21 protein-coding genes and 1 rRNA gene are annotated in these 26,899 nt (G+C 38.5%); 21 read left to right on the top strand and 1 reads right to left on the bottom strand.

From position 1 onward, the window contains the following. The 13 genes from KKC91_03920 to KKC91_03860 form a co-directional block, all read left to right on the top strand. On the top strand, positions 1–2,312 hold a 2,312-nt coding region (locus tag KKC91_03920), incomplete at its 5' end, for a hypothetical protein (protein ID MBU0477696.1). A gap of 68 nt (positions 2,313–2,380) precedes the next feature. Then, positions 2,381–4,135: a hypothetical protein gene (locus KKC91_03915; protein ID MBU0477695.1), complete on the top strand. Its 1,755-nt coding sequence runs from the start codon at positions 2,381–2,383 to the stop codon at positions 4,133–4,135. A 32-nt stretch (positions 4,136–4,167) separates the two neighbouring features. Further along, entirely contained in the window at positions 4,168–5,373 is a 1,206-nt protein-coding gene (locus KKC91_03910; protein MBU0477694.1) for a Gfo/Idh/MocA family oxidoreductase, read from the top strand. Between the two features lie 50 nt (positions 5,374–5,423). Continuing rightward, positions 5,424–6,491, top strand: a complete 1,068-nt coding sequence (locus KKC91_03905; protein ID MBU0477693.1) for a hypothetical protein — start codon at positions 5,424–5,426, stop codon at positions 6,489–6,491. 102 nt (positions 6,492–6,593) lie between these two features. Further along, entirely contained in the window at positions 6,594–7,571 is a 978-nt protein-coding gene (locus KKC91_03900) for a hypothetical protein (protein MBU0477692.1), read from the top strand. A 49-nt stretch (positions 7,572–7,620) separates the two neighbouring features. Next, positions 7,621–8,484 carry an SDR family oxidoreductase gene (locus KKC91_03895; GenBank protein ID MBU0477691.1) on the top strand — a complete coding sequence of 288 codons (864 nt, stop codon included), beginning with the start codon at positions 7,621–7,623 and terminating at the stop codon, positions 8,482–8,484. 85 nt (positions 8,485–8,569) lie between these two features. Further along, a complete protein-coding gene (locus tag KKC91_03890; GenBank protein MBU0477690.1) occupies positions 8,570–9,868 on the top strand; it encodes a diphosphate--fructose-6-phosphate 1-phosphotransferase in 1,299 nt (432 codons plus the stop codon). Positions 9,869–9,916: 48 nt separating this feature from the next. Then, positions 9,917–10,801, top strand: coding sequence for an HAD hydrolase-like protein (locus KKC91_03885; protein ID MBU0477689.1), 885 nt, complete (start codon positions 9,917–9,919; stop codon positions 10,799–10,801). A 1-nt stretch (position 10,802) separates the two neighbouring features. Next, a complete protein-coding gene (pdxB, locus tag KKC91_03880; protein MBU0477688.1) occupies positions 10,803–11,960 on the top strand; it encodes a 4-phosphoerythronate dehydrogenase PdxB in 1,158 nt (385 codons plus the stop codon). Positions 11,961–11,976: 16 nt separating this feature from the next. Continuing rightward, a complete protein-coding gene (locus KKC91_03875; protein ID MBU0477687.1) occupies positions 11,977–13,275 on the top strand; it encodes a DUF2088 domain-containing protein in 1,299 nt (432 codons plus the stop codon). Between the two features lie 25 nt (positions 13,276–13,300). After that, positions 13,301–14,824 (top strand): hypothetical protein, encoded by a 1,524-nt coding sequence (locus KKC91_03870; GenBank protein MBU0477686.1) that lies wholly within the window; start codon positions 13,301–13,303, stop codon positions 14,822–14,824. Between the two features lie 114 nt (positions 14,825–14,938). Then, positions 14,939–16,351 (top strand): decarboxylating NADP(+)-dependent phosphogluconate dehydrogenase, encoded by a 1,413-nt coding sequence (gene gnd / locus KKC91_03865; protein ID MBU0477685.1) that lies wholly within the window; start codon positions 14,939–14,941, stop codon positions 16,349–16,351. A 12-nt stretch (positions 16,352–16,363) separates the two neighbouring features. After that, complete coding sequence (locus tag KKC91_03860) at positions 16,364–17,410, top strand: GHMP kinase (protein ID MBU0477684.1); 1,047 nt, start codon at positions 16,364–16,366, stop codon at positions 17,408–17,410. Here KKC91_03860 and amrA read toward each other — a convergent pair. Then, positions 17,391–17,966: an AmmeMemoRadiSam system protein A gene (gene amrA / locus KKC91_03855; protein ID MBU0477683.1), complete on the bottom strand. Its 576-nt coding sequence runs from the start codon at positions 17,964–17,966 to the stop codon at positions 17,391–17,393. The two genes, KKC91_03860 and amrA, sit on opposite strands and share 20 nt — an antisense overlap. A gap of 193 nt (positions 17,967–18,159) precedes the next feature. Here amrA and KKC91_03850 point away from each other — a divergent pair, with 193 nt between their 5' ends. The 8 genes from KKC91_03850 to KKC91_03815 all read left to right on the top strand — a co-directional run. Then, a complete protein-coding gene (locus KKC91_03850; GenBank protein MBU0477682.1) occupies positions 18,160–19,443 on the top strand; it encodes a S41 family peptidase in 1,284 nt (427 codons plus the stop codon). Positions 19,444–19,705: 262 nt separating this feature from the next. Further along, positions 19,706–20,017, top strand: coding sequence for a hypothetical protein (locus KKC91_03845; GenBank protein MBU0477681.1), 312 nt, complete (start codon positions 19,706–19,708; stop codon positions 20,015–20,017). A 122-nt stretch (positions 20,018–20,139) separates the two neighbouring features. After that, positions 20,140–21,240: a hypothetical protein gene (locus tag KKC91_03840; GenBank protein MBU0477680.1), complete on the top strand. Its 1,101-nt coding sequence runs from the start codon at positions 20,140–20,142 to the stop codon at positions 21,238–21,240. Positions 21,241–21,399: 159 nt separating this feature from the next. Then, complete coding sequence (locus KKC91_03835; GenBank protein MBU0477679.1) at positions 21,400–22,158, top strand: hypothetical protein; 759 nt, start codon at positions 21,400–21,402, stop codon at positions 22,156–22,158. Next, complete coding sequence (gene tsaD / locus KKC91_03830; GenBank protein ID MBU0477678.1) at positions 22,159–23,181, top strand: tRNA (adenosine(37)-N6)-threonylcarbamoyltransferase complex transferase subunit TsaD; 1,023 nt, start codon at positions 22,159–22,161, stop codon at positions 23,179–23,181. A gap of 50 nt (positions 23,182–23,231) precedes the next feature. After that, positions 23,232–24,521, top strand: a complete 1,290-nt coding sequence (gene lysA, locus KKC91_03825; protein ID MBU0477677.1) for a diaminopimelate decarboxylase — start codon at positions 23,232–23,234, stop codon at positions 24,519–24,521. Next, entirely contained in the window at positions 24,508–25,725 is a 1,218-nt protein-coding gene (locus tag KKC91_03820; GenBank protein ID MBU0477676.1) for a tyrosine--tRNA ligase, read from the top strand. The genes lysA and KKC91_03820 overlap by 14 nt, the downstream gene beginning before the upstream one ends. 83 nt (positions 25,726–25,808) lie before the next feature. Next, positions 25,809–26,899, top strand: a 16S ribosomal RNA gene (locus KKC91_03815); the annotation flags it as partial.

Raw genomic sequence — 26,899 nt, 5'->3', positions numbered from 1 at the left:
TATCAGCGCATGATCAGGGTTGGCATGATAAAAGACCTACTGCTTCATCAGTTACAAAGCTTGAAAACCCGGGGAAATACAAATTTTTGTTTCTAGCTAAAGAGGAAGGGATAAATAAAAAAATCTCTATTCACTCAGCCAACGCTTTTCAACAAATAAAGATAAAACTAATTTATCCAAAATATAAGCAAAAAGTACCTCTATGGATAGGAACAGATTCTGATGACCACAGGCATGATGAAAGTGGTCAGATGGAACATATTCTGGATGCTTTCAAAGATACAGAAATGGGAAACTATATTATTTTTCGTCCTACATTTGGAAGAACCTATGCAAAACCAGCATCCTCTGAAAAATGGAAAAGATGGATAAACTTTTGTAATGATAGGAATATTGTTTTTCGTATTACAAGCTGGCCTATTCAAGGTAATCCTGTTCAAGTAAAATTCTTAAAAGATAATAAATGTTTTGAGGGGATTCATGCCCATGAAGGGTACTGTTTCTTTCAACGTTTTCAAAATCAAAAAAAATTCACAAATACTATAATCCCGCATAAAATAAATGATGAAGAAGTAATTGAAATGCAAAAGTTCACGCAAGCTAAAACACTTAAAGAAATACGCGATATCTATGTTGCTCATTTAAAAAGGAGAAGAAAATCTTATGATAGGCTTGGATTTGCCACGTCATGGGGTGAACCGAGTTTACTTGCAGGATATATCCCTTTAAAAAAAGGAGATGTTATACAGGCAGAACCAGTAACTAATGTTTCCCTTTTATTTGGGATGGCACGAGCAGCGTGTCAGTTAAGAGGAAATATCTTTTGGGGCTCTCATATTGCAATAGACTGGTATCTGGGTTTTCCACATGATGAATCGGCTTCAAGACGTTTTAACCTTTTACTCAATCTTGTCTATACTCATGGCGGGAATTATGCTTATACAGAGAATTCTCTATTCAAGACCAATGCATATGAGCGCTTTGATGAAGAAGATAATTTCCCCAGAAATAATCGTAACATATTAAGGAATTTTTACCGCATTTCTCGTCTTCATCCGCGTCAGGGGAAACCTTACTCATCTCTTGCAGTGCTTTTCGGAAATTTGGAATACATGCTATGGCTTCCTGGCGATAAAACGCCGGAAGTTAGTGGTCCCAAAGAATGGAAGGAGTGGAATACAACGTTCTGGGGTAAATGGAAAGAGAACAAACATATGTTTTCGTGGAAAGCAATCAATGGATGGCTGCCGCCTTTGCCAATAGAGGAATACAAGGATAATCCTTCCATACGCAAATTTTTCTGCGGGACTCCATATGGGCAGGTTGATATTCCTCCATCAGACATATCTTTAGATTCTCTTTGCAATTATAAATGTGTTGTTCTTCTTGGATGGAATACAATGACTGAAGATCTTTATACACGGTTAAAGGAATATGTTGAAAGAGGTGGAGTTCTCTATATAAGTGCCTGTCATTTTGATATACGCACCAATCCGGAAAAAGAACCTAAAATATTTAGAAAGGGTAAGCTAAAGGAATTTATTGGAGCAGATATAAAAAGAGCAGGAAAGAAAATTAAGTCTATCAGAACAGGGGGAAATTTAGTTTTAGGGAAAAAGATTTATCAAGTACAGGAAGAGACCAGGATTTGTGAGCTTGTTAATTTAAATGCCCAAATTCTAGCTTCGGATCAAAATAAGAATCCTGTTTTTCTTGAAAATAAACTTGGGAAAGGGACTGTTTACTTAGGTGCTTTCTATGATTTTCCCGCAGAGAATGGACTGATAGAATTTAATCGGGATTTGCTCTGCTTTCTAGGAGAAAAATTTAAGGAAGATTTTGGAATTGAAGAAAGTAAGAATATAAACTATGTCATATGGAGAAAAAATAATTCTAAAGCAAATAAAGAAGGTAGAATGTATCTTGTAAATACAAATTGGAAGGTTCCACAGAACAAGGAGTTTTTTTCTATTCGACTCTGGGGGAAGAAATATCCCTGTATGGTTACAGATGGCCTTATTCGGGATGTGGTGTGGACAGATGATATTGCCCTAAGTTTGGAATGTAGCGGAGTTCATATATCCTCTTTGACTAGACTACATAATAGAAATTGCATGCTGAAATTAAAAGGACTAGGCATGGCAGAAATTACAGGTTTTCTGAGAAAGGGGAGAATGAAGGGCATAAATGATCTCAATGGGAAAGAATATAAACCAAAAAAAATCAAAGAAAATAAAGATGTTTTCTCCTTCAATGTTAAAGTAGAAGGGAATTTGGTTTTAAAAATAAATATTGGATGCAAAAGGAAGTAAGGCCACGAAATTACTATGAAAAACTATATCTAGAATTTAGAAGTAAATAAGAAAAAAGGAGGAGGGATATGTTATTAAAGAACTACTACCCAAACATCTGGGGAGAAGGTGCTCTTTTCTGTCTTTCAGGATATGACAGCAATACAGATTATTTAAGGCCTTTTATCGGCAGGTTGCTTAAAAATAATATCGGCGTGGAAATACGTTGTCTTAAAGAGAAAGGCTCAACGCGTCTAGTTCCCTCTTTTGCTTTTTATATTGATTCAAAAGAACTATCATTAAAAAGTTTTTCAAAAGAGAAATCTGTTGTTTCAGGCGACTATATTTTTCTAAAATTTAACAATGAAAAAAGTCTTGAGATAACAGTTATTGATAATGGTCTCTACTTCTTAAATTTAAGAAATATTAATAATTTTTCTATTGTCTGGGAAAACAATAACAAACTTATACAGAATGTAATATTCACTGAAGATATGACAATTAATTCCGCAAAGGGAAAGGTTCCTTTTTCAAGAACAGTGGAAAAGTGTCTTGCTATATCCCTCTCCTATATTTTTGACAATGCCCATAAAACTGCTGGTCAGTTCCCCTTACTTAAGAAAAAATATAAGCATATAAAGAGAAAATCGCTTTCTTATTACTCTAAGTTGAAAGTTCCTGAAAAGATAAGTTCAAAACATAAAGCAACTTATGCTAAAAGCGCCTCTGTTTTAAGAGTGAACGTTGAATCCAAACAAAAAAAGGCCCATGTCAGATGGACAACGCCTGATAAATATCCACACAGACAGATGTGGATTTGGGATTCTGTTTTTCATGCCATCGGCTGGAATTATATTGATAAACAAATGGCTTATGAAGCAATTAGAGCAGTTCTTGAAAGAATGCAAAAGAATGGGTTTATTCCGATGAATATGGATTCCATAAATGAAAGGCTTGTCGGTGAAACACAGGCTCCGATAATTGGGTGGGGTTTAGCAAAAATCATCGATTTTGGAAAATGCCAAAAAGATCAATTGGAATTTATCTACGAACATTTATCCAGATTTATAAAGTGGATCCTGGAAAACCGCTCCTTTACCAGCAGTGGACTTTTGGGATGGCTTAAAATAGAGGACAGCACTCTCTGCCGATGCGGAGAGTCAGGATGGGACAATTCACCACGATTTGATCATTCGGGTGCTGACGATAATATAGACCTGGTGACGTATATGGTAGGTGAGCTCAGTATATTGGCAAAACTTGCGCTTATCTTAAAAAAGAAAAAAGATAAAGACTTTTTTGATGAAAACAAAGAAAGATTAGTAAAACTTATAAATGAAAAGATGTGGTGTGAGGAAGACGACTTATACTATGATCTTAATGGGAGGGGGGAGTTTATAAAAGTTAAAACCCCTGCCTGCTTTTTGCCACTCCTTGCAAAAATTCCTGATGAAAGAAGAGCAGCAATACTGCGGGATAAGTTAATGGATGAAAAAGAATTTCTTACCAGAATGCCCATACCTTCTGTTTCTCCAGTAGAAAAAGTCTTTGAAAAAGATATGTGGAGAGGACCAACCTGGGTAAACATAAGCTATATGATAATAGAGGGACTTAAAAATTATGGGTTTGTTGAGGATGCGAGAATTATTGCTAAAAGAATTGTTGAAGAAATAGATAGATGGTATCAGAAAATAGGTGTTCTTATGGAGTACTATGATTGCGAAGGGAAAGAAGATCCACGCTATATGTTGAGAAAGGGAAGTAGAAATAAGGGCGCACGTGTAATAAGGGACTACGGCTGGACCGCCGCACTCTATATTGCACTTGTTAATGAATACTTGTAGTTCATAATAAACGTGTTAGGAGGATTTTACTAATGGGAAAAATTAGATTTGGTATCATTGGCGCAGGTAATAGGGCTGTAGGGCTTTGCAGGGATCTTACCCGGATTCCAGGAGTTCAGATCGTTGCCGTCAATGATCCGGATAAAAAGCGGCTAGCTAATCTTGCCAATGATTATAACATAAATGAAGAAAACAGGTTTAGAGATTATAAAGAACTTCTGCAATTAGATGAACTAGATGCGGTAATCATCACTTCTCCAGATTATACGCATCATGAAATAGTTATTAATTCTGCCATGAAGAAAAAACACATTTTTTGTGAAAAACCGATGGCATTAACACTTAAAGACTGTTTGCAAATGAAAAAAGCCGTAGAGGAAAACGGGGTTATTTTTTTGCTGGGATTTTGTTTAAGATACAACAATTTATATAAAAAGGTGAAAGAGTTAATTTCTTCTGGTGTTATTGGAAATATAAAGATTGTTAATGCTGTTGATTCTGTTGAAAGAGGCTCATCCTACTTTTTTCATAGCTGGCACAGAAGAAAGAAATATTCAGGCGGACTTCTTCCTCAGAAAGCAACCCATAGTCTGGATATTATAAACTGGATGACAGAAAGCGAGCCTGTGTCAGTTTATGCTTTAGGAAGTCTTGATGTTTTTGGTGGTAATGAACCGGATGATAAAAGGTGTAGTAATTGTAAAGAGAAAAAAACCTGTAAAGAGTTTATTGATTCCGAGCATTATCATAGTGATTATATGTCTGGTGAAAAATTTATTGTGGAGGATAGATGTGTTTTTGCCTCTGAAGTTGATATTCATGATAATGAAGTACTTCTAATCAATTATAAAAATGGCACCAAGGCTTCGTTTACAGAATGCAACTTTACCCCTGATTATAAAAGAAAATTTGAGTTTATTGGTGATAGGGGAAGGATAAGTGTTCAGGATTTTTACAGCCATAATGGCAAATTTCAGCCGTATAAACATAAGACAGAGGTAATAATAAGTAAAAGACATAGTAATGAAATTATCACTATTAACCCTGAACTCAGAAAGGGAGGACACGGTGGGGGTGATCCTGCTATGATTGAGGATTTAGTTAAGGTTTTTAGGGGAGAAAAAGAACCTCTTACAGATGTAAAAACTGGTATTTTAAGCACTGCGATTGCCTTTACTGCGGAAAAATCCATTGAATCTGGAAAAGTTGAAAGAATAATGATTCAGGGAAATATATGATATTTTGATTTCCACAGTGAAATAATTAAAAAGAGGTTAGAAGAAAAGATATGGATAAAGATTTTGAAAAGATAAAAAAATATTATATAGCGTGGTGGAATTGTGAGGTTCTGAATAAAGTAGCTCTTGAGGTAAAAGCTCCACGTGAGAATCATCAACAAGATGAAACGCCTATTGGAAGCCCAAAAGATAGATTTAATAAAGAGAAGGCTATTAAACTTGCAGAGAGAAAAATTCAAAACACCTTTTATGGCGGCTTAGCATTTCCTCAATGTCGGCCAGAATTTGGTACTGATGTTTTCTCTGCTTATATGGGTGCAACTCTGGAATTTTCCCCGCTTGGTTCAAAGGAACCTATCTCCTGGGCGGACTGGAGTAAGCCAATGCTTAAGGATTATTCTGACCTATCCGCTCTTGACATCAAAGAAGATAATTTTTACTGGCAGAAGACTAAAGAGTTTACATCCTATGCCTTGGGACGCTCCCACGGGAATTACCTTGTTAGCATAACAGATCTTCATGCTGGCATGGATTCGTTGGCAGTTTTAAGGGGGAGTCCTGAAAAGTTATGTATGGATTTGATTGATAGTCCTGATGGAGTAAAAGAAGCAATGAAACTTTTAGGGAAAGCATGGCATAAAGTTTATGAGGAAAGCTACAGGATTATTGCAAACGATCAGGAGGGAACATGTGCTTGGGGTCTATGGGCACCAATGAAAATGTGTCCTGTCCAGAGCGATTTTACATGTCTTATTTCTACCAAAATGTACGAAGAATTTTTTTGGGAAGAGATACTTAACGAAATAAATTATTTGGATTATTCCATTTATCATCTTGATGGTCCAGACGCTCTAAAGCACCTAAACATGCTTCTTGAAATTCCAAGACTTAATGCAATTCAATGGGTTCCAGGTGCTGGACTTGCAAAAGAAAGTGTTGCAAAATGGATGCCCATTTATAAAAAGATTCAGGCAAAGAAAAAGGCGATTATTGTTTATTGTAAGCCAGATGAGATTGATTTTGTTTTGGACAATCTCTCTCCAGAGGGGCTATTAATTTCCACCCGTTGTCCATCTCAACAAGAAGCTGAAGAATTGCTTTCCAAATTTCAATTGTGAAAAATAAAACTGCTGAGAAAACAATAACTAGAGATTTTATATGAAAGTTGCCAAAGTTTCGTGTTGATGAAATAACAAAAATTTAGACGAGGAGTCAGTGTTATGACAAGCAAAGAGATTGTAATTCGTGCAGTAAAATTTCAGGGTCCTGAGCGTATTGCACATGATCTTCCAGAACCGTGGGGGACGGATTTTTTTACCTTTCATTCAGCTGATATTATTGACCCGGGTTGGAAACCCAAGATTGAAGGAGAAGATGAATGGGGATGTGTTTGGGAGAAATTGCCGAGTGATAAAACAATGGGACAGGTAAAAATTCATCCACTTAACAGCTATGAAAAGTTAGATAGCTACCCTTTTCCAGATTATAATAACCCTGAAAGGTATAAGAGAGTCAAACAGAGGATTAAGGAAAATACTGACAATAAATTCGTTTTGGCTTCGATTCCTTTGAGTTTTATTCACCGACTTGAGTATTTGCGAGGACATATCGAAGCGTGGACTGACCCGTATGAACATCCTGATGAATTATCAAGACTTCTTGATATTCTGGCAGATATTGCAATCACAGCAATCCGTAATCTTGCTAAATTCGGTGTGAATGGGATCATATCCGCTGATGATTGGGGCTTACAGGACAGGCCAATGGTGTCGCCTGAGATTTTTCGCAAGTTTTTTAAACCACATTATAAACGAGTTTATCGTATTGCTCATGAACTAGGAATGTTAACATTTTTACATAGTTGTGGACATATAATGGAATTATTAGACGGCCTTATTGAAGCAGAACTTGATGTTATCCAGATGGACCAGCAGGAAAATATGGGAGTAAAAAATTTAGCAGACAGGTTTGGTGGCCGGATATGTTTTTGGTGTCCTGTGGATATCCAGCATACAATGGTCAATGGAACACTTGAGGATATCCGCACCTATGCAAAGAATTTAATTGATTCTTTTGGGAAATTCAATGGAGGATTTATTTCTAAGTGGTATCCATCTCCTGAGGCAGTAGGCCATTCTAAGGAACGCATTGATGCAATGGCAAAAGCTTTTATAAGTTTTCAGACTTGCCTTTCTTGACATCTCTATACATTTTGATACAATCCAAAAAGTAATTTAGGAGGGAGAAGTGGACAATAGCGGGTTATTTAATATTAGGGATAAAGTAGCTGTAATAACTGGTGGTGGAGGGGTTCTTTGCGGAGAAATGGCAAGGGCTTTATCAAAGCATGAAGTAAAAGTGGCCATCCTTGATCTCAGAGAGGATGTAGCATTGAAACTTGCTGCTGATATTACAAAACATGGTGGAGAAGCAGTGGGCTTAGCCTGTAATGTGCTGGATAAGGAGAGCATTGAAAAGGCATCTGTCAGGATATTAGAGTTATTTGGAAGAGTGGATATTCTTATAAATGGTGCTGGTGGCAACAGCCCAAAGGCAACTACAGCCAAGGAGACTCTGGAGCCTGAGGATCTAAAGAAAATTGATGTACTGGGAAACAAAAGCTTTTTTGATATGGATCAGGAAGGAGTGAAATTTGTTTTCAATCTGAATTTTCTAGGTACTCTTCTCCCGACCCAGGTATTTGCGAAACTAATGGCGGAACAAGGAGATGGCGGGAATATCGTAAATATATCTTCTATGAGTGCGTTCCGACCTTTGACAAAGATCCCTGCGTATTCAGCAGCAAAGGCAGCTGTGTCTAATTTTACACAATGGCTTGCGACTCATTTAGCGGCTGTAAATATTAGAGTCAATGCTGTTGCTCCAGGGTTCTTTCTAACAGATCAGAATCGTTTTCTGCTTGTTGATGAAAAGACAGGCGAACTTACTCCAAGAGGGGAAACTATAATAAATCATACTCCAATGCGCCGTTTTGGTAATCCGGCTGATTTAATTGGATCTCTTATATGGCTTGTTTCTCCTGCATCAGAATTTGTAACAGGAATTGTTGTTCCTGTAGACGGAGGCTTCTCTGCTTTTAGCGGAGTATAAATAATTTCTAATTTTAAATTTTCAATGTTTTAATTATTAAATAATAATAAGTTTTTGATGGTTATGAAAATGAGGGAGTTGAAATATGAGTAAAGTAAAAAATGTTATTATTGCTCAATCCGGTGGCCCATCACCAGTAATTAATAACTCTCTCAGGGGAGTTGTCGAGACATGTAAGATATTACCTGAGAGGTTTGGCAGAATATACGCTGGATACCATGGGATAGAGGGGATTCTTAAGGAGGAATTGTTGGATTTGAGTGCTCAGAGTGAAGAGGAAATATCTTTTTTAAGAACAACTCCAGCTGCTGGAGCAATAGGAACATGCCGCTATAAGTTAAAGCAAGAACAAGTTACGGATTTTAATCGTGTTATAGAGGTTTTTAAAGCTCATAATATCGGCTATTTCTTTTACATTGGCGGTAATGATTCAATGGATACAGCCCATAAGATTAGTGTGCTTGCAAAGGATAAGGGGCTGGATTTAATTGCAGTAGGCGTGCCGAAAACAATAGACAATGATGTTGGGGATGAAGAATTCAAGCTTATAGATCATACCCCGGGATACGGCAGTGTAGCAAGATACTGGGCGTATTGCATCCAGAATGCAAATGAAGAGAACGATGGTTCTTCTCCTGCAGATCCTGTTACGGTGATTCAGGCTATGGGAAGGAAGATAGGTTTTATTCCTGCGGCAGCGCGTCTTGCAGATCCTGAAAGAAAGATGCCGTTACAGATATATCTTGCTGAGACTGAGCTTTCCATAGAAGATCTTGCAGATAATGTGAATGAAGAGTTGAAAAGATCAGGCAGAGTTATTGTAGTGATAAGTGAGGGATTTCAGGTTGGAGATATTGGAGAAGCAAAGGATGCTTTCGGACATACTGAGTTTGGGGCAAGCCAGGGTACTGTTAAGCAGACAGTTGTGAATTATTTAAATAAAGTCGGGCTTAAAGCAAGAGGCAGTGCAAGAGGATATATACCAGGAACTGACCAGCGTGATACGGCAATTTATGCCTCTACAGTGGATTTGGATGAAGCTTATAAAGTTGGCCAGAAAGCAGTTCTGATAGCTTATGAAGGAACTAACGGTTTTATGTCTACAATTCTCAGAAAATCAGGGTCAATTTATAGTGTTGAATATGACAAGGTTTCTCTTGAGAAGGTTGCAAATTCTGAAAGGAAATTTCCTTCAAACTGGATAGCAAAGAATAAGATTGATGTAACTGACGAATTCATAAAATATGCAAGACCGCTCATTGGAGAGGATTGGGTAAGTGTGCCAATAGTTAACGGAATACAACGCTTTGCGAGAATCAAGCCTGTATTTGCGGGAAAGAAATGTGCTGAGTATATTCCTCAGGCATACAAATTAGAAATTTAAATTAATTAATAATTGCAACTATAGATTGCGGAGAGAGGAGGATGTTTTATGCAGGATGCAGCACAGGAATTAAAAGAATTTAAGCCTGAAAAGCAGTTTTTTGTTGGAATTGATTCTGACGGGTGTACGTTTGACACTATGGAAGTAAAGCATAAAGAATGTTTTATTCCTAATATTATTAATGAATGGGAACTTCAAGCAGTATCAAAATATGCCAGAGAAGCTGCAGAGTTTGTAAACCTGTATTCAAAATGGCGCGGGATAAACAGGTTTCCTGCTCTTACAATGGTTTTTGATCTTCTTTTGGAAAGAGAAGATGTAAAAAAACGCAAGGTTAATATACCCGAAGCAAAATCCCTGCGCAAATGGATTGAGAAAGAGACAAAACTTGGGAATCCCGCTTTAGAACGAGCTGTTCAGGAAACAGGTGACCCTATACTGTCGCAGGCGTTAAGATGGTCTAAGGCAGTTAATGAGACAGTAGCAAAAATAGTTCGTGGAGTGCCTCCATTTCCTTTTGTCAGGGAGAGCCTGGAAAAGATTTCTAACACAGCAGATGCAATTGTTGTATCTGCAACCCCATGTGAAGCTCTCAAGAGAGAGTGGGATGAACACGATATTTCTAAATATGTCAAGGTGATTGCGGGCCAGGAAATGGGAACAAAGAAAGAACATCTGGCATTTGCCGCTGTAGACAATTATAAGCCGGATCATATTCTAATGATAGGGGATGCTCCAGGAGATATGAAAGCAGCGCGCGCTAACAATACCCTGTTTTATCCCATTAATCCTGGAGATGAGGATATATCATGGGAAAGATTTCACAATGAAGCCTTTGACAAATTCATAAATGGGAAGTATGCGGGGTATTATGAAAAATCCCTGATAGACGAGTTTGACAAGTATTTGCCAAGCATCCCACCGTGGAAATAGCGTGAAAATAGTTGTTGATGAGAATATTCCATTTGGCAGGGAGGCTTTTTCTACTTTAGGAGAAGTTGAGACTTCTCATGGAAGAGAGATAACTCCTGAAAAGGTAGAAGATGCTGATGTTTTGATTGTCCGCTCTATCACAGAGGTTAATTCCAAACTTTTAGAAAAAAGCAGGGTTAAGTTTGTCGGGACGGCCACGATAGGGCTGGATCATATCGATGTTAAATATTTGAATGATAGAAGTATCGGGTTTGCAAGCGCGCCCGGTTCTAATTCTAATTCCGTTTCAGAATATATAGCTTGTGCATTATTATATACAGCAAACAAGTTGTGTCTCAATCTTTGCAATTTGACGATTGGGGTTGTGGGAGTTGGTAGTGTTGGCAGTAAAGTTGCAAAGAAGGCTAATGCTCTGGGAATGAGAGTACTTCTTAACGATCCTCCTCTTTTTGAGAGAACAGGAAATATAAAATATCGTCCAATACAAGAATTGATAACAAATTGTGATATATTAACCTTTCATGTTCCTCTTGAAAGACAGGGCAAGTATCCTACATATCATATGATAGATGAAAAGTTTCTAAGACGTTTAAAGAAATGTCCTGTAATTGTAAATACCTCTCGCGGCGGGGTTATAGACACAGAGGCCATTAAGAGCGCTCTGATGCATTGCAAGATATCTCAGGTTATCTTGGATGTGTGGGAAAACGAGCCGGATATTGATACAGGGATGCTCAAAATGGCGTTGATTGGAACTCCTCATATTGCAGGTTATTCCTTTGACGGAAAAGTCAATGGGACGTTTATGATATACAATAGTTTGTGTCAATATTTAAATAAGAAAGCGAAATGGAATCCCAATGACTTTTTGCCGGATAGCAATTGTCCTGTTATTAAAGTTAGTGAAATGAATAATGGTTCATTAGAAAAAAAATTACACGAAGTTATTTCTCAATTGTATGATATTGAAAAGGATGATTCAAAACTTAGGGAATCTTTTTCTTTACCTGCTGAGAAAAGTGGCGCATGGTTCGATTCTTTGAGAAAAAATTATCCTGTGAGAAGAGAATTTTTTAATACAGAGATCTTGTTTAAAAAAGAAGAATCGCAATTAGCGAATATCTTATCAGAAATTGGTTTTAAAGTAGATAAAATATAAGAGGAGAAGATTTAAGATGCCATGGTTTTATAAAGAATCAAAAGAGATAGATTTAAGTGAGAAGCAGGAAGTAATGGAGAGGGTGGTGCAGGAAGCAAGTGAGCGGATAACAAAAAATTTCAAAAAGGTGCTTTTATTACCGCCGGATATTACCCGTTATCATTCAGGCGCAGGACAATTAACAGAGATGATTTACAGGCTTCTTCCCAAGACTTGTAAGGTTGATGTTATACCTACATTGGGGCAGCATGTTCCTCATACTGATGAAGAAAACAAATGGATGTTTGGCTCTATCCCTCAGAATTGTTTTCTTGAGCATGATTGGCGAAAGGGTTGTAAAACCCTTGGAGAGGTTTCTCGGGATTATGTAAAGGAGGTCAGCAAAGGTAAAGCTGATTGGCCAATACCTGTTGAAATTAACAGAAAAGTCGTAGAAGAGGGCTATGATCTTATAATAAATATAGGACATGTTGTTCCTCATGAAGTGCTGGGTTTTGCCAATCATAACAAGAATTACTTTATTGGTCTTGGCGGAAAAGAAATGATATGCGCTTCCCATATGATGGCGGCCTGCTGTGGTATTGAAAATAATCTTGGACAGCTTATAACACCATTGAGAGCGTGTTATAATAAAGCAGAGAAAGAGTACCTAAACAACATTCCTCACGTATATATTCTAATCGTTATGGCAAGAAATCAAGATGATAAACTTGTTACTACCGGATTGTATGTTGGAGATGATATTGAAACATATTTAACGGCAGCCAGAAAAAGCAAAGAGCAGAATATTACTGTTTTTGATAAACCTGTTAAGAAGATTGTTGCGGTAATGCAGGCAGACGAATTTAAAAGTACGTGGGTGGCTAATAAAGCAATATATCGCACACGTATGGCTATAGCAGATGGAGGAGAGTTATTGATTATTGCTCCGGGACTTGAGCGTTTTGGAGAACAGCCGGAGGTTGATGAGATTATCCGTAAGTATGGATATGTTGGAACTCCCTCTGTTATGGAGCAATATAGAAAGAATGAAGATATGCAGGACCTAAGGCATGCTACTGCGCACCTTATTCATGGATCATCTGAGGGGCGTTTTAGCATAACATATGCTCCCGGGAAATTGACAAAAGGGGAGATAGAAGGAGTTAATTTTAAATATGTGGATATTAAAAAGGCTTTAAATAGATACAATCCTGAAAAGATGTCAGAAGGCTGGAATACCATGCCTGACGGCGAACAAGTCTTTTTTATCAGCTCTCCATCAGCAGGTTTGTGGGCATGTAAAGAAAAATTAGAAGCACGAAATTCAAAATAAAAACAAACAAAAACAGGAGGATAGGATGATAAAGAAAGTGTACGTGTTTTGTGTAGCTGCAGGGATGTTTGTTGTTAGTGTGAGAGCGGGGTTTGCTGACCCAGCACTGACGATCTACAATCAGAACTTTGCCGTTGTGCGCGACCAACTGAGTCTTGATTTAAAGAAGGGAACAAATGATGTTCGGGTTACAGATATAACAGCGCATCTGGAGCCGGATTCCGTGATTCTGCGCGATCCAAAAGGCAAAAGCGCAATCCAGATCCTTGAACAGAACTACCGCTCAGATCCTGTCTCACAAGGGCTTTTGCTTTCTTTATATGAAGGCAAAACTATTGATTTTCTTATTCAGCATAAAGACAAAGAAGAGATTGTTCAGGGTAAGATTATTCGCAGCGGCTATGTTCCTCATCAGAGAGGAATGCAGCAATATGGAGCACAGTATAGTTACAGGCAGATGGCTTATGCAAATCCAAATGTAGGAGGTCAACCTGTAATTGAAGTGGATGGCAAGATTAGATTTGGATTGCCGGGCTTACCGCTTTTCCCTTCTTTAACGGACGATACTGTCCTAAAGCCGACTCTTAATTGGCTTCTTGAAACCAACAGTCAGGGCAAAATGACAGCGGAACTATGTTATATCAGCGGAGGTATGAGCTGGAAGGCGGATTATAATGTTGTGGCGCCGGAAAAGGGAGATGTTCTTGACATTGTCGGCTGGATAACAATGGATAATCAAAGCGGTAAGACATTTAAGAATGCAAAGATCAAACTTATGGCTGGAGATGTAAGCAAGATTCAACCCGGGCAGGAAGATAGGGTAGGAACATTAGCAATGTCCAAAATGAATAGTAGTGGTATTATGCGTCCTCCTGTATCTGAGAAAGCATTTGATGAATATCATCTCTATACTTTACATCGTTCTACAACTCTTCATGACAGAGAAACAAAACAAGTTGAATTTATGCGCGCTTCTGAAGTCAAATCACAACGTTTGTATGTCTATGATGGGGCAAAGATTGACTGGAACCGTTATCGCGGCTGGAACGCAGATAATATCCGTCAGGATCGTGATTATGGCACGCAGTGTAATTCCAAGGTGTGGGTAATGAGGGAGCTTAAAAATTCAGAAGAAAACCATTTAGGCATTCCTCTGCCACAAGGCCGCATGCGATTCTATCGCCGCGGTGATGATGGGCAACTGGAGTTTACAGGAGAGAACACTATTGACCACACGCCAAAAGACGAAACTGTTCGTGTGTATACAGGAAATGCGTTTGATATTGTCGGGGAAAGGAAACGCACCTACTACAAGATTGATACAAATCAGGACTGGCTGGATGAAGCGTTTGAAATTAAACTCCGTAATCACAAAAAAGAGAAGGTGGAAATCAGGGTCGTTGAGCACCTGTATCGCTGGATTAACTGGAATATCACAGAGAAATCAAACATTTATCTCAAGACTGACAGCCAGACCGTTGAATTCCGGGTTCAGCTGGCACCAGACGAGGAGAAAACTATAACCTATAAAGTTCACTATACGTGGTAATCTTAAAGGAATTTTGTTCATAAATCTTCGCTGGTGGATAGGTGTTGTCATACAGCAGATAGAAACTGGTAAAATAATAGAATAAACTTAATAAACAACAGGAGGAAAAGGAAAATGCAGAAGGCAGACATTGGCTTGATAGGACTTGCTGTGATGGGGGAGAACCTGGTTCTTAATATGGAAAGCAAGGGATTTACTGTAGCAGTTTTTAATAGGACAGTTGAGAAGGTTGATAGATTTATAAACGGCGGGGCAAAAGGCAAGAATATTATTGGAACTCACTCAATAGAAGAATTTGTCAATTCTTTAAAATCCCCGCGCAAGATTATGCTTATGGTTAAAGCTGGCCAGGCTGTAGACGATTTTATGGAAAAACTGATACCTTATCTGGAAAAGGGAGATATTATTATTGATGGTGGAAATTCTCATTTTCCTGACACCATACGCAGGGCAAAGTATTTGGAATCTAAAGAACTTCTTTTTATAGGAACAGGTGTCTCAGGTGGTGAAGAGGGCGCTCTAAAAGGTCCCAGTATTATGCCCGGAGGTTCTCCTGAAGCGTGGAAACATGTTAAACCTATATTACAGAAAATCTGTGCAATAGCAGACGGCGAGCCATGCTGTCAATGGATAGGCTCTGATGGATCAGGCCATTTTGTAAAGATGGTGCATAACGGCATTGAATATGGAGATATGCAGCTTATATGTGAGGCATATTTTCTGATGAAAAATGCTTTGGGAATAAAAGCTCTGGAACAGCATAAGATCTTTGCAGAATGGAACAAAGGAGAACTTGATAGTTATTTGATTGAGATAACCCGAGATATACTATCAAAGACTGATCCTGATACAGGCAAACCTTTAGTGGAGATAATACTTGATACAGCAGGTCAAAAGGGAACCGGCAAATGGACTTCTCAGGCTGCCTTAGATCTTGGTGTTCCAGCTCCAACAATTGCTGAAGCCGTATTTGCAAGATGTATTTCCGCTATAAAGGAAGAGAGGGTAAATGCATCTAAGGTGCTTAATGGTCCATCAGAAAAGTATGAGGGAGACAAAGAGGAATTCGTAAAAGCTATAAAGGATGCTCTTTATGCGTCAAAGGTATGTTCTTATGCTCAAGGCTATGCTTTGATGAGGGCTGCTGCAAAAGAATATGGATGGAATCTGAACTTTGGCGAGATTGCATTAATGTGGCGCGGCGGATGTATAATCAGGGCGCGGTTTCTTGGAGAGATTAAGAAGGTTTTTGATAAGTCTCCTGATCTGCCAAATCTGTTGCTTGACTCCTATTTCAAGGAAATTGTTGAGAAGAATCAGGATAATTGGCGCAAGGTTGTTGCAGCAGCAGTAGAGCTTGGCATACCCACTCCTGCATTCAGTTCAGCGCTTGCATACTTTGACAGCTACAGAAGAGAGAGTCTTCCTGCAAATCTCCTGCAGGCCCAAAGGGATTATTTTGGTGCCCATACTTACAAGAGAACTGACAAAGAAGGTACATTCCATACGGATTGGCTGAACGTATAGATAAGGACGTATATGAAACCCGTTGTAATCAATGCGATAGCACCAACAAGAATCTGCGACGTTGGTGGATGGACAGACACTCATTTTGCCAGGTCAGGTGCCGTGTTCAATATTGCGATATACCCATATGTCGAAGTTCAACTTTTCCCTTTGGACTCTGCAGAGCACGAGGATCGCATAGTCATTTCCGCAGAAAATTTTGGTGAATCCTATTCATTGGACCCGGAACACGTTGTCTACAATAAACATCCTCTACTCGAGGCAGCGATCAAGATAATGAAGATACCACAAGATGTTGCGTTGAGAATTAATATCTTTTCGTACGCTCCTCCAGGAGCGTCAATGGGAACTTCTGCGGCAGTGTCTGTAGCTTTAATCGGAGCACTTGATGCCCTGACTCAAGAACACTTGACGTCACATGAAATAGCAGCCATGGCCCACTCAATTGAAACTAAAGAACTGGGGCTGGAGTGCGGTATTCAGGATCAGCTTGCAAGCGCCTATGGCGGAATCAACTTCATTGAGATGCATGATTTTCCCCACTCAAGCATTTCAAGCGTACAGCCATCGGATGACGTTTGGTGGGAGCTTGAACACCGTCTTGTTGTAACATATATAGGTCAACCACACAGTTCATCAGAAATACATAAAATGGTTATTGCCAATCTTGGAAATTCTCCACATGAAGACAAGCGGATAAAGCAGCTGCGGAAGCTGGCTCGTCAGGCGAAAAACACTCTTGATGCAGGTGACCTTCCAGCACTTGGGAGAACTTTTAATAGAAATACCGAAGTTCAGCGGGAGCTCCATAAGGGTCTTGTATGCGGCAAATTTGAAGAGATCATATCAATAGCTGAAGATTTCCATGCTCTCGGCTGTAAGGTAAACGGTGCAGGAGGAGACGGCGGTTCAATTGCTATCCTGACAAATGGTGATATGGCGAAGAAAAGAGAATTGCAGGAGGTACTTGTTCAAAGAGGTTTCCAGTGTCTCCCAATTTATCTTTCACGTCGCGGACTCCGAGTTTGGAAGATGCTTTCTAACAATGTAGTGGAATAATATTCTGTGCCCTTTTTTCTCTAAAAACCTGTGCGCTGAAGATGTGAATTTCGGTGGTTTTGTCCTTCCAAGCATCTGGAGAGAGACCTGCTTTATGACTGCAGAGAGAGGATAAGAATTCCTCTTTTGACCAGCCTGTTTCCTGAGCAACCTGAGGCAGGAACACTCCTTGATTAAAACCTCTCTTTATTATTACTCCATGTTTGCCCAAATGGAATTCATCAATATTTTCAATCCTTTTTGGATGAGTTAGAACGGAGATCTCTATATCTATTTGCTCTAATTCATCCTCTCTGACAGCAGAAAATCTCGGATCACCTGTTGCAGATTCAATTGTCATATCCCTGACTGTTTCCCATAGGGGCTTTGTGCCAATAATATTACCTATGCAGCCGCGTAATTGATCTTTTTTGTGGAGGGTTACAAAGGAGCCATATTCTTCATTTAATGGTCTGTCATCAATTTTGAATATTGGTGTTTTAGCTGTCTTGATATAGGTTTCCATAGTTTCTCTGGCAATTTTTAAGAGAATTTGTCTTTGCTCGCTATTTAACATGTTTTGATTGACACAATGTTCGCTATTATGCTATTAATATAGCCTATTTACAGATTTTTAGAAAGGAGAATTTATGCCGTGCGGCAAGAAAAAAAAGAGACAGAAAATAGCCACGCATAAGCGCAAGAAAAGATTGCGCAAAAATAGACATAAGAAGAAAATAAGATAAATAATTATACATAGGAGTTGTCTTATGTATCAGATCAATATATCGATTATGAGGAAGATACAGGTAATAGCTGTAATTATTACTACTATTGTTTGTTGTCTGTCTATTGAGGTTCAAAGCGAGAATATATCAGATGGTGTTATAGCTGACACAGGCCTTTACAGAGAGCTTAAATTATTTAGTGATGTAATCACTGTCATACAGTCTTCTTATGTTAGAGAAGCCACGCCTCAAGAGCTTATCTATGGCGCTATTAATGGAATGTTAACAGGGTTGGATTCACATAGTCAGTTTATGGCTCCAGACGTTTACAAAGAAATGCAGGTAGAAACAAAGGGAGAGTTTGGTGGGATAGGAATTGTCATTGGTATTAGAAATGGCTTCCTAATTATAATTTCTCCAATTGAAGATACTCCTGGAGATCAGGCAGGGATTAAAGCAGGGGACGTGATTGCAGAGATAAATGGTAAATCGGCGAAAAACCTAACGCTTATGGAAGCAGTGAAAAAATTAAGGGGACCAAAAGGAACAAAGGTCTCAATAAAAATTGCAAGGGAAGGAGAAAAGGAACTTCTTCACTTTGACATTGTACGTGAAGTAATAAAGATAAAGAACATAAAAAATGCCAGAGTATTGGATGATAATATAGGATATGTGCGAATAGTCCAGTTTAATCAGAAAGTATTCTCTGAACTTAAAGAAGAAATAGGTTCTCTTTTAGAGAAGAAAATAGATGGATTAATTGTTGATGTAAGGGGCAATCCTGGTGGTTTATTGGGAGCTTGTGTCAAAGTAACAGATCTGTTCTTGCCAAAAGGGAAACTCATCGTTTCTACAAAAGGGAGAAATAAAGGACAGGATATAACATTCGTCTCACAAACTGAAGCTCTTTATCCTGTGGATATGCCATTAGTTGTTCTTATAGATGAAGGTAGTGCCAGTGCTTCCGAAATTTTTGCCGGCGCAATACAGGACTGGCATAGAGGCATTATATTGGGAACTAAGTCTTTTGGGAAAGGATCTGTTCAGACAGTAATTCCTCTATCTGATGGATCTGGCATAAGATTGACAACGGCTAAGTATTATACGCCCAAAGGCCGTTGTATTGATGAAGTTGGACTTATACCTGATGTTACTCTGGAGATGTCAAAAGAGGAGAAGGTTGAATTATTTGAGGCAAGGATCAAAGCCATCGAAAATAAAGACAAAGCAAAACACTCCATTCTAACTGGAGATAAACAGCTTCAATCTGCCATTAGAATAATAAAAGCTGCCAGAATAATAAGACAAAGTTCAAAGTCGAAATAAGTAACGTTTTGCTACCTAGTCTTTTTAGAAAGCGGTACAAATTTGCGGTATATTCAAGAGTTATTTGGGCACAAGAGTAAAATATAGAAATCGATACTCACGTTAGCCGACGGGATATTGAGCGGATTAAAATCCCTTTAGATTTTTGAAAGAGATGACAATAAAAAAAATTACAATTTGAGGCTTCATCTAGAGTCGTGCATAAACGAAGTGCTTTGTTTATGTTAAATTATCGGCCATTGTGGCCAGGAGGTAAAAAAATATGAGTTGGAAAACATGGTCACCATTTCAATCAAAAATAGTGAAAGAGATTTGTGTGCATATGACCGAGATTGAGAAAAAAGAAGTGATTCGGATGGGCAGAATGTATGGCTTATGGGTAGCACTTACATTTGCTATACCCCTTTCTTTTATATTTGCAACAATGAGAAGACCCATTATCCCTATTTTCGTTGCCCTTATTGTGGTTCCTATTTTTATTATTGGAACTAGAGGGCTTCGAAGGAAACAAAAGAAATTTCTTTGTTCTACAGAGTGGGCAAAGTCTAAAGGGTATACGCCTGACAGGATCTGATTTTGTGGGGAATTTAATAGCAATAGCCGGTAACAATGGCGCATAAGAGAAGATTGTTGTCGATGAGAGGTAGAGTTTCTTTAATAAAAATTTTAATGGTTTTCTGCTCGTTCAGTGGAGTTATGTCCATCAATATTTGCGCAGCTAAACCGGCTATAGCTGATGACTCCATTTTATCATACAAAGTTGGGGACGGACGAATAGAAATTAAACCACGTTTAAAATATGAACTGATAATCAGCCTCCATGCCCTTAAGTTTACAGAAGACCATGATCGGCTTTTTATTTCATGGGCGCTTCAAATGCGGGAAGACCTTTCTGAGAAAACCCTGCGTGAGGCGACGGTTCTCATCGAGAATTCCCATGAGTCTCAATTATGCCATTTGGTTCAAAACTATGATGGTCCCGATGAAATAGAACCACTTATAAAATTCATTAAAAAAGACAAAAAAAAGGAAATACAGACATGGGCTAAAGACAAATGGAACAGTGCGCTTATGCAAAAACTCGGAATATCTTTCAATAAGTTTACGGAATGGTATGGAGATTTCCTGAATAGATATTACCATGAAGGGTTTGAAAAACAGTGGTTAACCGAACACAGAAAACTTGTATATGAGGACGCCAAATCGCTGGCAAAAGAGCTGGGGTTGCTTAATTTTTCGCCGATCACTTTTATGGAACAATTAACCGGCCGGCGATTTTCGGGAAGCACGAAAATCATCCTTTATCCATCTAGTTTCAGCCGGCCTCAGCGTGCGTATGGTTTCAGCGAAGCCGGCCACAAAGTGGTTGTTTATCAGATCAAAGGCTCAACGAGATCTGTCCTCAGGACAATTTTCCATGAATTACTGCATCCTTTAATCAGGGGATGGCAGGAAGCAAAGAGAATGAAGACGGCTATATCTATCTTAGCAAAAGAGCCATTATTTAAAGAAATTTGGGAGAAAGAGGGCAAAGGCAATTATAGTTATCCTAACGGATGGCTGGAAGAACTATTTGTTCATTCAATTGCGGAATATATGGGCTTTAAGGCAGGGCTTATTTCTGAGGAAGTCGCCCGACGACAATCATATACTGAATATGAGAATGCGTTGTATGATGCGATATTTGATTGTTATGATACATTTGAGTATATTGATGATTTTATATATTATGCAATTACCCATATCAAAACGGTAGGGGCACACAAGGATGTACACTTTGTATACTATAAGGATTGAGAATTTTTTTTTCAAGCAATACTTGGTTATGATATTGTTTGCCAAACAGGCCGATAACACAGAGTTTGTGACTCAAGCGCTTCGCACTTTCACTCAAATGCTTCACAAACTCTGGGAACGTTATCTGGAAATTTGGATGGGTTTTAAAAGGAGATTATTATGCCTGATACATTTGCTATAACTATAGTTTCTATTATCACATTCACAGTGGTTGCTGCTTTTATTAGAGGAAGAGTTAGAGATAAATGCCTGTGGGATTTTTCAGAGGACCTGGTAACCCTGGAAAAAACAACTGGCAAAATATTTTGGGGTAAACTGAGCGTGGAAAATACGGGGCTAGAACTAATTTATTCAACCAAGCATAAAGATAAAAGTGGACATGATGAGACGAGCTACATTCTATATAAACAGGAGTATCCTAATATTCAAACCTTAATTCGCTACTACGACGAATTAAATGAACGTAGAAAGAAAAAAAGGGAGAAGGAATTAAAAAGAACCTATCATCCCACGGCATTAAGAAGGATTAAAAGAAGAATGCAAAATTTCTTCAAGACGGTAAGAGATTCGATGATGGAGGTAGTGAATCTGTTAATCGGTCAGGCCAAAAAAGCTGCTCCTGCTGGGTCGATACTAACTTCTCAAGATAAATACGTCTCCCAGATGAAACAAGAATTGATGGGTTCTATGGGAACGTCTTTCGAACCTTTATTAGAAAGACATATTGGTAAGAGAGTTGTGCTTGAGTTGACTAAAGGTGATAAGATATTTGAATATCCCGGCGTGTTAAAAGATTATACGGCGGAATTTATAGAAATCATGGACGTTGATTATAAAACAAAGGAAGACCAAACAGCTAGAAGATCAGATCTTGTGATTCTAAGGAAATACGGTGTTGTCCGACATCTCGGAGAATAGATAAAGTCTGAGGAGTCTCATAAATTGTTAATTTTAGGAATAGAAAGCTCTTGTGATGAAACTGCGGCGAGCATTGTAGAAAACGGAAAGCACATTAGATCTAGTGTTATCAGTACACAAATCGATATTCATAAAAAGTTTGGGGGAGTGGTTCCAGAGCTTGCTTCACGCGCGCACATTGAACTGATTAGTCATGCAATTTGGGAAGCTTTGAAAAAAGCGGATTGTAAGTTATCCGAGCTTAATGCAGTAGCGGTTACGAGCAGTCCTGGATTGGCAAATGCCCTTCTTGTAGGCACAGAGACAGCCAAAGCCCTGAGCTTTTCACTAAGTATTCCTCTTATAGCAGTTAATCACATACATGCACACTTATATGCCAACTTTATGGAACACAGTAGTATTATCTGTCCTGTTGTTGGTTTGGTTATATCAGGGGGGCATACAGCGATATTTTATGTAGAAAGTTGTAATAATTATGTATTGCTAGGGCAAACCTATGATGATGCAGCAGGTGAGGCTCTGGATAAGGTTGCAAAAATGCTAAATTTAGGCTATCCGGGTGGACCAGTAATATCTAAAATGGCTGAAAAAGGCAACTCTAAAGCTATGAATTTTCCAAGGGCGTTTCTTGGAAAGGATATTTATAACTTTAGTTTTAGTGGAATGAAAACAGCTGTAGCCAGGTATCTTGAGTGTAATTCCACTAAGCATTTGGCAGATGTTAGTGATATTTGCGCTGGATTTCAACAGTCTGTAATAGATGTTTTGATAAAGAAGATTGTTAGTGCAGCAGAACAAAAAAATGTTGAGACAATTTTAATTGGTGGTGGGGTAGCTGCTAATACAGAGTTTCGGAAACAGCTCTCTGAAATTTGTAAAGAAAAGGGTATTAATTTGTTTTCCCCTTCATTCAAACTTTGCACAGACAATGCGGCAATGATAGCAGGACTTGCATATCATAGGTATAAAGAAGGGAAATTTGAGGATCTTTTGTTAGATATACATCCGCAGTTGCAAGTATAAATAGTAGTTGATATACTAAACAAGACATTAATAATACAAAAGGATTTTCTATGCATGATTTTTCGTATGTTGGGAAAAGTTTTTATTGCGAGAATGTAAATCTTGAGAAAATTGCTCAAAGATTCGGAACTCCGACTTATGTATATAGTTATAAGACTCTGATAGATCATTATCTTAAGCTTGATAGAGCTTTTGATTATATCCATCACACAATATGCTATTCTATTAAGGCAAATTCAAATATAGCAATATGTAAGCTGCTTGCTGATCAGGGATGTGGTGCAGATGTAGTTTCAGGGGGAGAATTGTATCGTGCTATAAAAGCAGGAATTAAATCGGATAAAATAGTTTATGCAGGAGTTGGCAAGACAAAGGATGAAATAAAATTTGCACTCTTATCCAATATATTGCTATTCAATTCAGAATCTCAAGCTGAACTTGAATTGATAAACAAAATAGCTGGAGAGCTTAATAAACGGCCTAAAATTGGTTTGCGCATAAATCCTGATGTTGATGCCAAGACACATGCATATATAACAACAGGAAAGAAAGAAAACAAGTTTGGAATATCCTTGAATGAGGCCTTTAAGATATATAAAACAGCAAACAGATATAGGAATCTGGAGTTTAGAGGGATTCACGTCCACATTGGGTCTCAAATAACCTCGGTTCAACCTTATGTTGAAGCTATTAAAAAAGCAGTAGATTTTATAAATAAGTTGAAATGTGAGGGAATAAATATAGATTACTTTAATATAGGAGGAGGGCTAGGAATAATTTATGATAAAGAAAGTCCTGCAAAAGCTAGTGAATTTGCAACTAGTTTAAAGCCGTTGTTGAAAGAACTTAACTGTTCATTGATTCTCGAACCTGGAAGATTTATAACAGGAAATGCAGGAGTTTTATTAACAAAGGTACTATTTGTTAAGAAATCGGTGAGTAAGAAATTTATTATTGTTGACGCAGCAATGAATGATTTAATAAGACCAAGTTTATATAATGCATATCATAAGATACTGCCTTTACAGAAATCTGGCAGAAAAACCTCTTCAGATATTGTTGATATAGTAGGTCCTGTGTGTGAATCAGGAGATTTTTTTGCAAAGGACAGAAGATTGCCTTTTGTTGAATCAAATAATGTCTTGGCAATTTTGGGTGCTGGGGCTTATGGTTTTAGTATGTCATCTAATTATAATTCAAGACCAAGAGCAGCAGAGGTTTTAGTAAAAAATAATAAATGTTACTTAATTAGAAAGCGAGAGACGTACTTGGATTTGATAAGAAATGAAAAAATTCCTGCAATATTAACAAAATTAGGGCAGAGAAATAGAGGGAAATAAGGTGTTAGAGGAAATAAAAAAAGGCGGAGTAGAGATCATATCGGAGGATGCACTTAATAAAAAACTGGGTCTTGGAAGACCTCTGAGAGTGAAATATGGGATAGATCCTACCACGGCAGATATTCACATAGGGCACATGGTTTCTGTTAGAAAGATGAGACAAATGCAAAATATGGGACACGTTGGAGTTGTAATAATAGGGGATTATACTGCTCAAATTGGAGATCCTACAGGACTAGATCGTTCCAGGCCTTCTTTGTCAAAGGAACAAGTTAGAAAGAATGCAACTGAATATATGGATCAGTTATATACTGTGCTTGATAAAAAAAGAACAGAAGTTCACTGGCAGAGTGAATGGTTTGAAAAGATGGAAATTATGGATTTAATAGAGCTTCTTGGTAAGTTTACAGTTGCGCAGATAATGGCCCATGAGACGTTCAGAATGCGATATGAAAAAAGACTGCCATTATCAATGAATGAACTTTTGTATCCAATACTTCAGGCATACGACTCTGTCATGATTAAGGCTGACATTGAGTTAGGAGCTAGTGAACAAAAATTTAACATATTGTTAGGAAGAGAAATACAAAAAAAATATTCTCAGGAATCTCAAGTAGCTATTTTATCGCCAATTCTTATAGGAACTGACGGTGTAAATAAAATGAGCAAAAGCCTTAATAATTATATTGCCATTTATGATACTCCAAAGGAAAAGTATGGAAAGATAATGTCTATAAAAGATGATTTGATAATGAATTATTTTGAATTAGCTACTGATATATCTGTTGCGAGGATTGATGAAATTAGAAGTGTGTTAGCCCATGAAAAGAAGAATCCCATGGATGTTAAAAAGCATTTGGCAAGAGAAATAATGAAAACTTTTCATAATGAGAATGAAATAAAAGAAGCGGAAGAATATTTCATGAAAGTATGCAGCAGAAGGGAGCGCCCTGAAGAGATAGAAGAATTACGGATTAACAGCAGCAAGATATGGATAGTCAAGTTATTGATTGATGCAAGAATGGCTAAAACAAGTGGTGAGGCGAGAAGGCTTGTTAGAGGTGGAGCTGTGTGTATTGATGGCAATAAAGTTGTGGAGGAAACTCTTGACATACAGATAAAAAAAGAGTTCCTGCTGAAGGTAGGAAAGAGAAAGTTTATAAAAATAAGACCAAATGCCAAAAATGGGCTTGACAGGAATTAATTCTTTGCTATAATCCAGTCTCTTAAAGACTATAAAGATGTTCTTTGACAAGCGAACAGCGGTCTCTGTTGAATTTTTGATGTTTTTTGAAGAGTTTGATCCTGGCTCAGGATTAACGCTGGCGGCGTGCCTAACACATGCAAGTCGAACGAGAAAGGTCTCTTCGGAGGCTTAGTAAAGTGGCGCACGGGTGAGTAATACATAGGTAATCTACCTCTAAAACTGACATAACTTCGAGAAATCGGAGCTAATATTGGATAATATCCTAGAGATGTAGGTTTTTAGGATTAAAGATGGCCTCTATATGTAAGCTATCGTTTAGAGATGAGCCTTTGTCCTATCAGCTAGTTGGTGAGATAATAGTTCACCAAGGCTATGACGGGTAGCCGGCCTTAGAGGGTGTACGGCCACACTGGGACTGATACACGGCCCAGACTCCTACGGGAGGCAGCAGTGGGGAATTTTGCGCAATGGACGAAAGTCTGACGCAGCGACGCCGCGTGGGTGATGAAGGTCTTCGGATTGTAAAACCCTGTTAAGCAAGATGAAATGTCTATTGCATAATACGTAATAGGTTGACAGTATTGCTAGAGAAAGCCCTGGCTAACTCCGTGCCAGCAGCCGCGGTAATACGGGGAGGGCGAGCGTTATCCGGAATCACTGGGTGTAAAGGGTGTGTAGGTTGCAGGATAAGTCAGATGTGAAATCCATTCGCTTAACGGGTGAACTGCATTTGAAACTGTCCAGCTAGAGTATAGGAGAGGAAAGTGGAATTCCTAGTGTAGCGGTGAAATGCGTAGATATTAGGAAGAACACCAGTGGCGAAGGCGACTTTCTATTCTAATACTGACACTGAGGCACGAAGGCTAGGGGAGCAAACAGGATTAGATACCCTGGTAGTCCTAGCAGTAAACGATGGACACTAGGTGTGGGAGGTATTTATACCTTTCGTGCCGTAGCTAACGCGTTAAGTGTCCCACCTGGGGAGTACGGTCGCAAGACTGAAACTCAAAGGAATTGACGGGGGCCCGCACAAGCGGTGGAGTATGTGGTTTAATTCGACGCAACGCGAAGAACCTTACCTGGGCTTGACATCCCTTGCCCGTCTATGAAAGTAGATTTTATGTATCTAACGATGCATACAAGGAGACAGGTGCTGCATGGCTGTCGTCAG

The organism is bacterium, from assembly GCA_018812485.1.
In the GTDB taxonomy this organism is placed as follows: Bacteria; JAHJDO01; JAHJDO01; order JAHJDO01; family JAHJDO01; genus JAHJDO01.
This window is presented reverse-complemented; position numbering and strand designations above follow the sequence as displayed.

Bases quoted from the DNA above. Each gene is read 5' to 3' on its own strand.
- KKC91_03835 (MBU0477679.1), top strand. From the start codon at position 21,400: ATGCCTGATACATTTGCTATAACTATAGTTTCTATTATCACATTCACA.
- lysA (MBU0477677.1), top strand. From the start codon at position 23,232: ATGCATGATTTTTCGTATGTTGGGAAAAGTTTTTATTGCGAGAATGTA.
- KKC91_03900 (MBU0477692.1), top strand. From the start codon at position 6,594: ATGACAAGCAAAGAGATTGTAATTCGTGCAGTAAAATTTCAGGGTCCT.
- amrA (MBU0477683.1), bottom strand. From the start codon at position 17,966: ATGTTAAATAGCGAGCAAAGACAAATTCTCTTAAAAATTGCCAGAGAA.
- KKC91_03885 (MBU0477689.1), top strand. From the start codon at position 9,917: ATGCAGGATGCAGCACAGGAATTAAAAGAATTTAAGCCTGAAAAGCAG.
- KKC91_03915 (MBU0477695.1), top strand. From the start codon at position 2,381: ATGTTATTAAAGAACTACTACCCAAACATCTGGGGAGAAGGTGCTCTT.
- KKC91_03840 (MBU0477680.1), top strand. From the start codon at position 20,140: ATGTCCATCAATATTTGCGCAGCTAAACCGGCTATAGCTGATGACTCC.
- KKC91_03870 (MBU0477686.1), top strand. From the start codon at position 13,301: ATGATAAAGAAAGTGTACGTGTTTTGTGTAGCTGCAGGGATGTTTGTT.
- KKC91_03845 (MBU0477681.1), top strand. From the start codon at position 19,706: ATGAGTTGGAAAACATGGTCACCATTTCAATCAAAAATAGTGAAAGAG.
- KKC91_03910 (MBU0477694.1), top strand. From the start codon at position 4,168: ATGGGAAAAATTAGATTTGGTATCATTGGCGCAGGTAATAGGGCTGTA.
- KKC91_03850 (MBU0477682.1), top strand. From the start codon at position 18,160: ATGTATCAGATCAATATATCGATTATGAGGAAGATACAGGTAATAGCT.
- KKC91_03905 (MBU0477693.1), top strand. From the start codon at position 5,424: ATGGATAAAGATTTTGAAAAGATAAAAAAATATTATATAGCGTGGTGG.
- KKC91_03890 (MBU0477690.1), top strand. From the start codon at position 8,570: ATGAGTAAAGTAAAAAATGTTATTATTGCTCAATCCGGTGGCCCATCA.
- gnd (MBU0477685.1), top strand. From the start codon at position 14,939: ATGCAGAAGGCAGACATTGGCTTGATAGGACTTGCTGTGATGGGGGAG.
- KKC91_03875 (MBU0477687.1), top strand. From the start codon at position 11,977: ATGCCATGGTTTTATAAAGAATCAAAAGAGATAGATTTAAGTGAGAAG.
- KKC91_03860 (MBU0477684.1), top strand. From the start codon at position 16,364: ATGAAACCCGTTGTAATCAATGCGATAGCACCAACAAGAATCTGCGAC.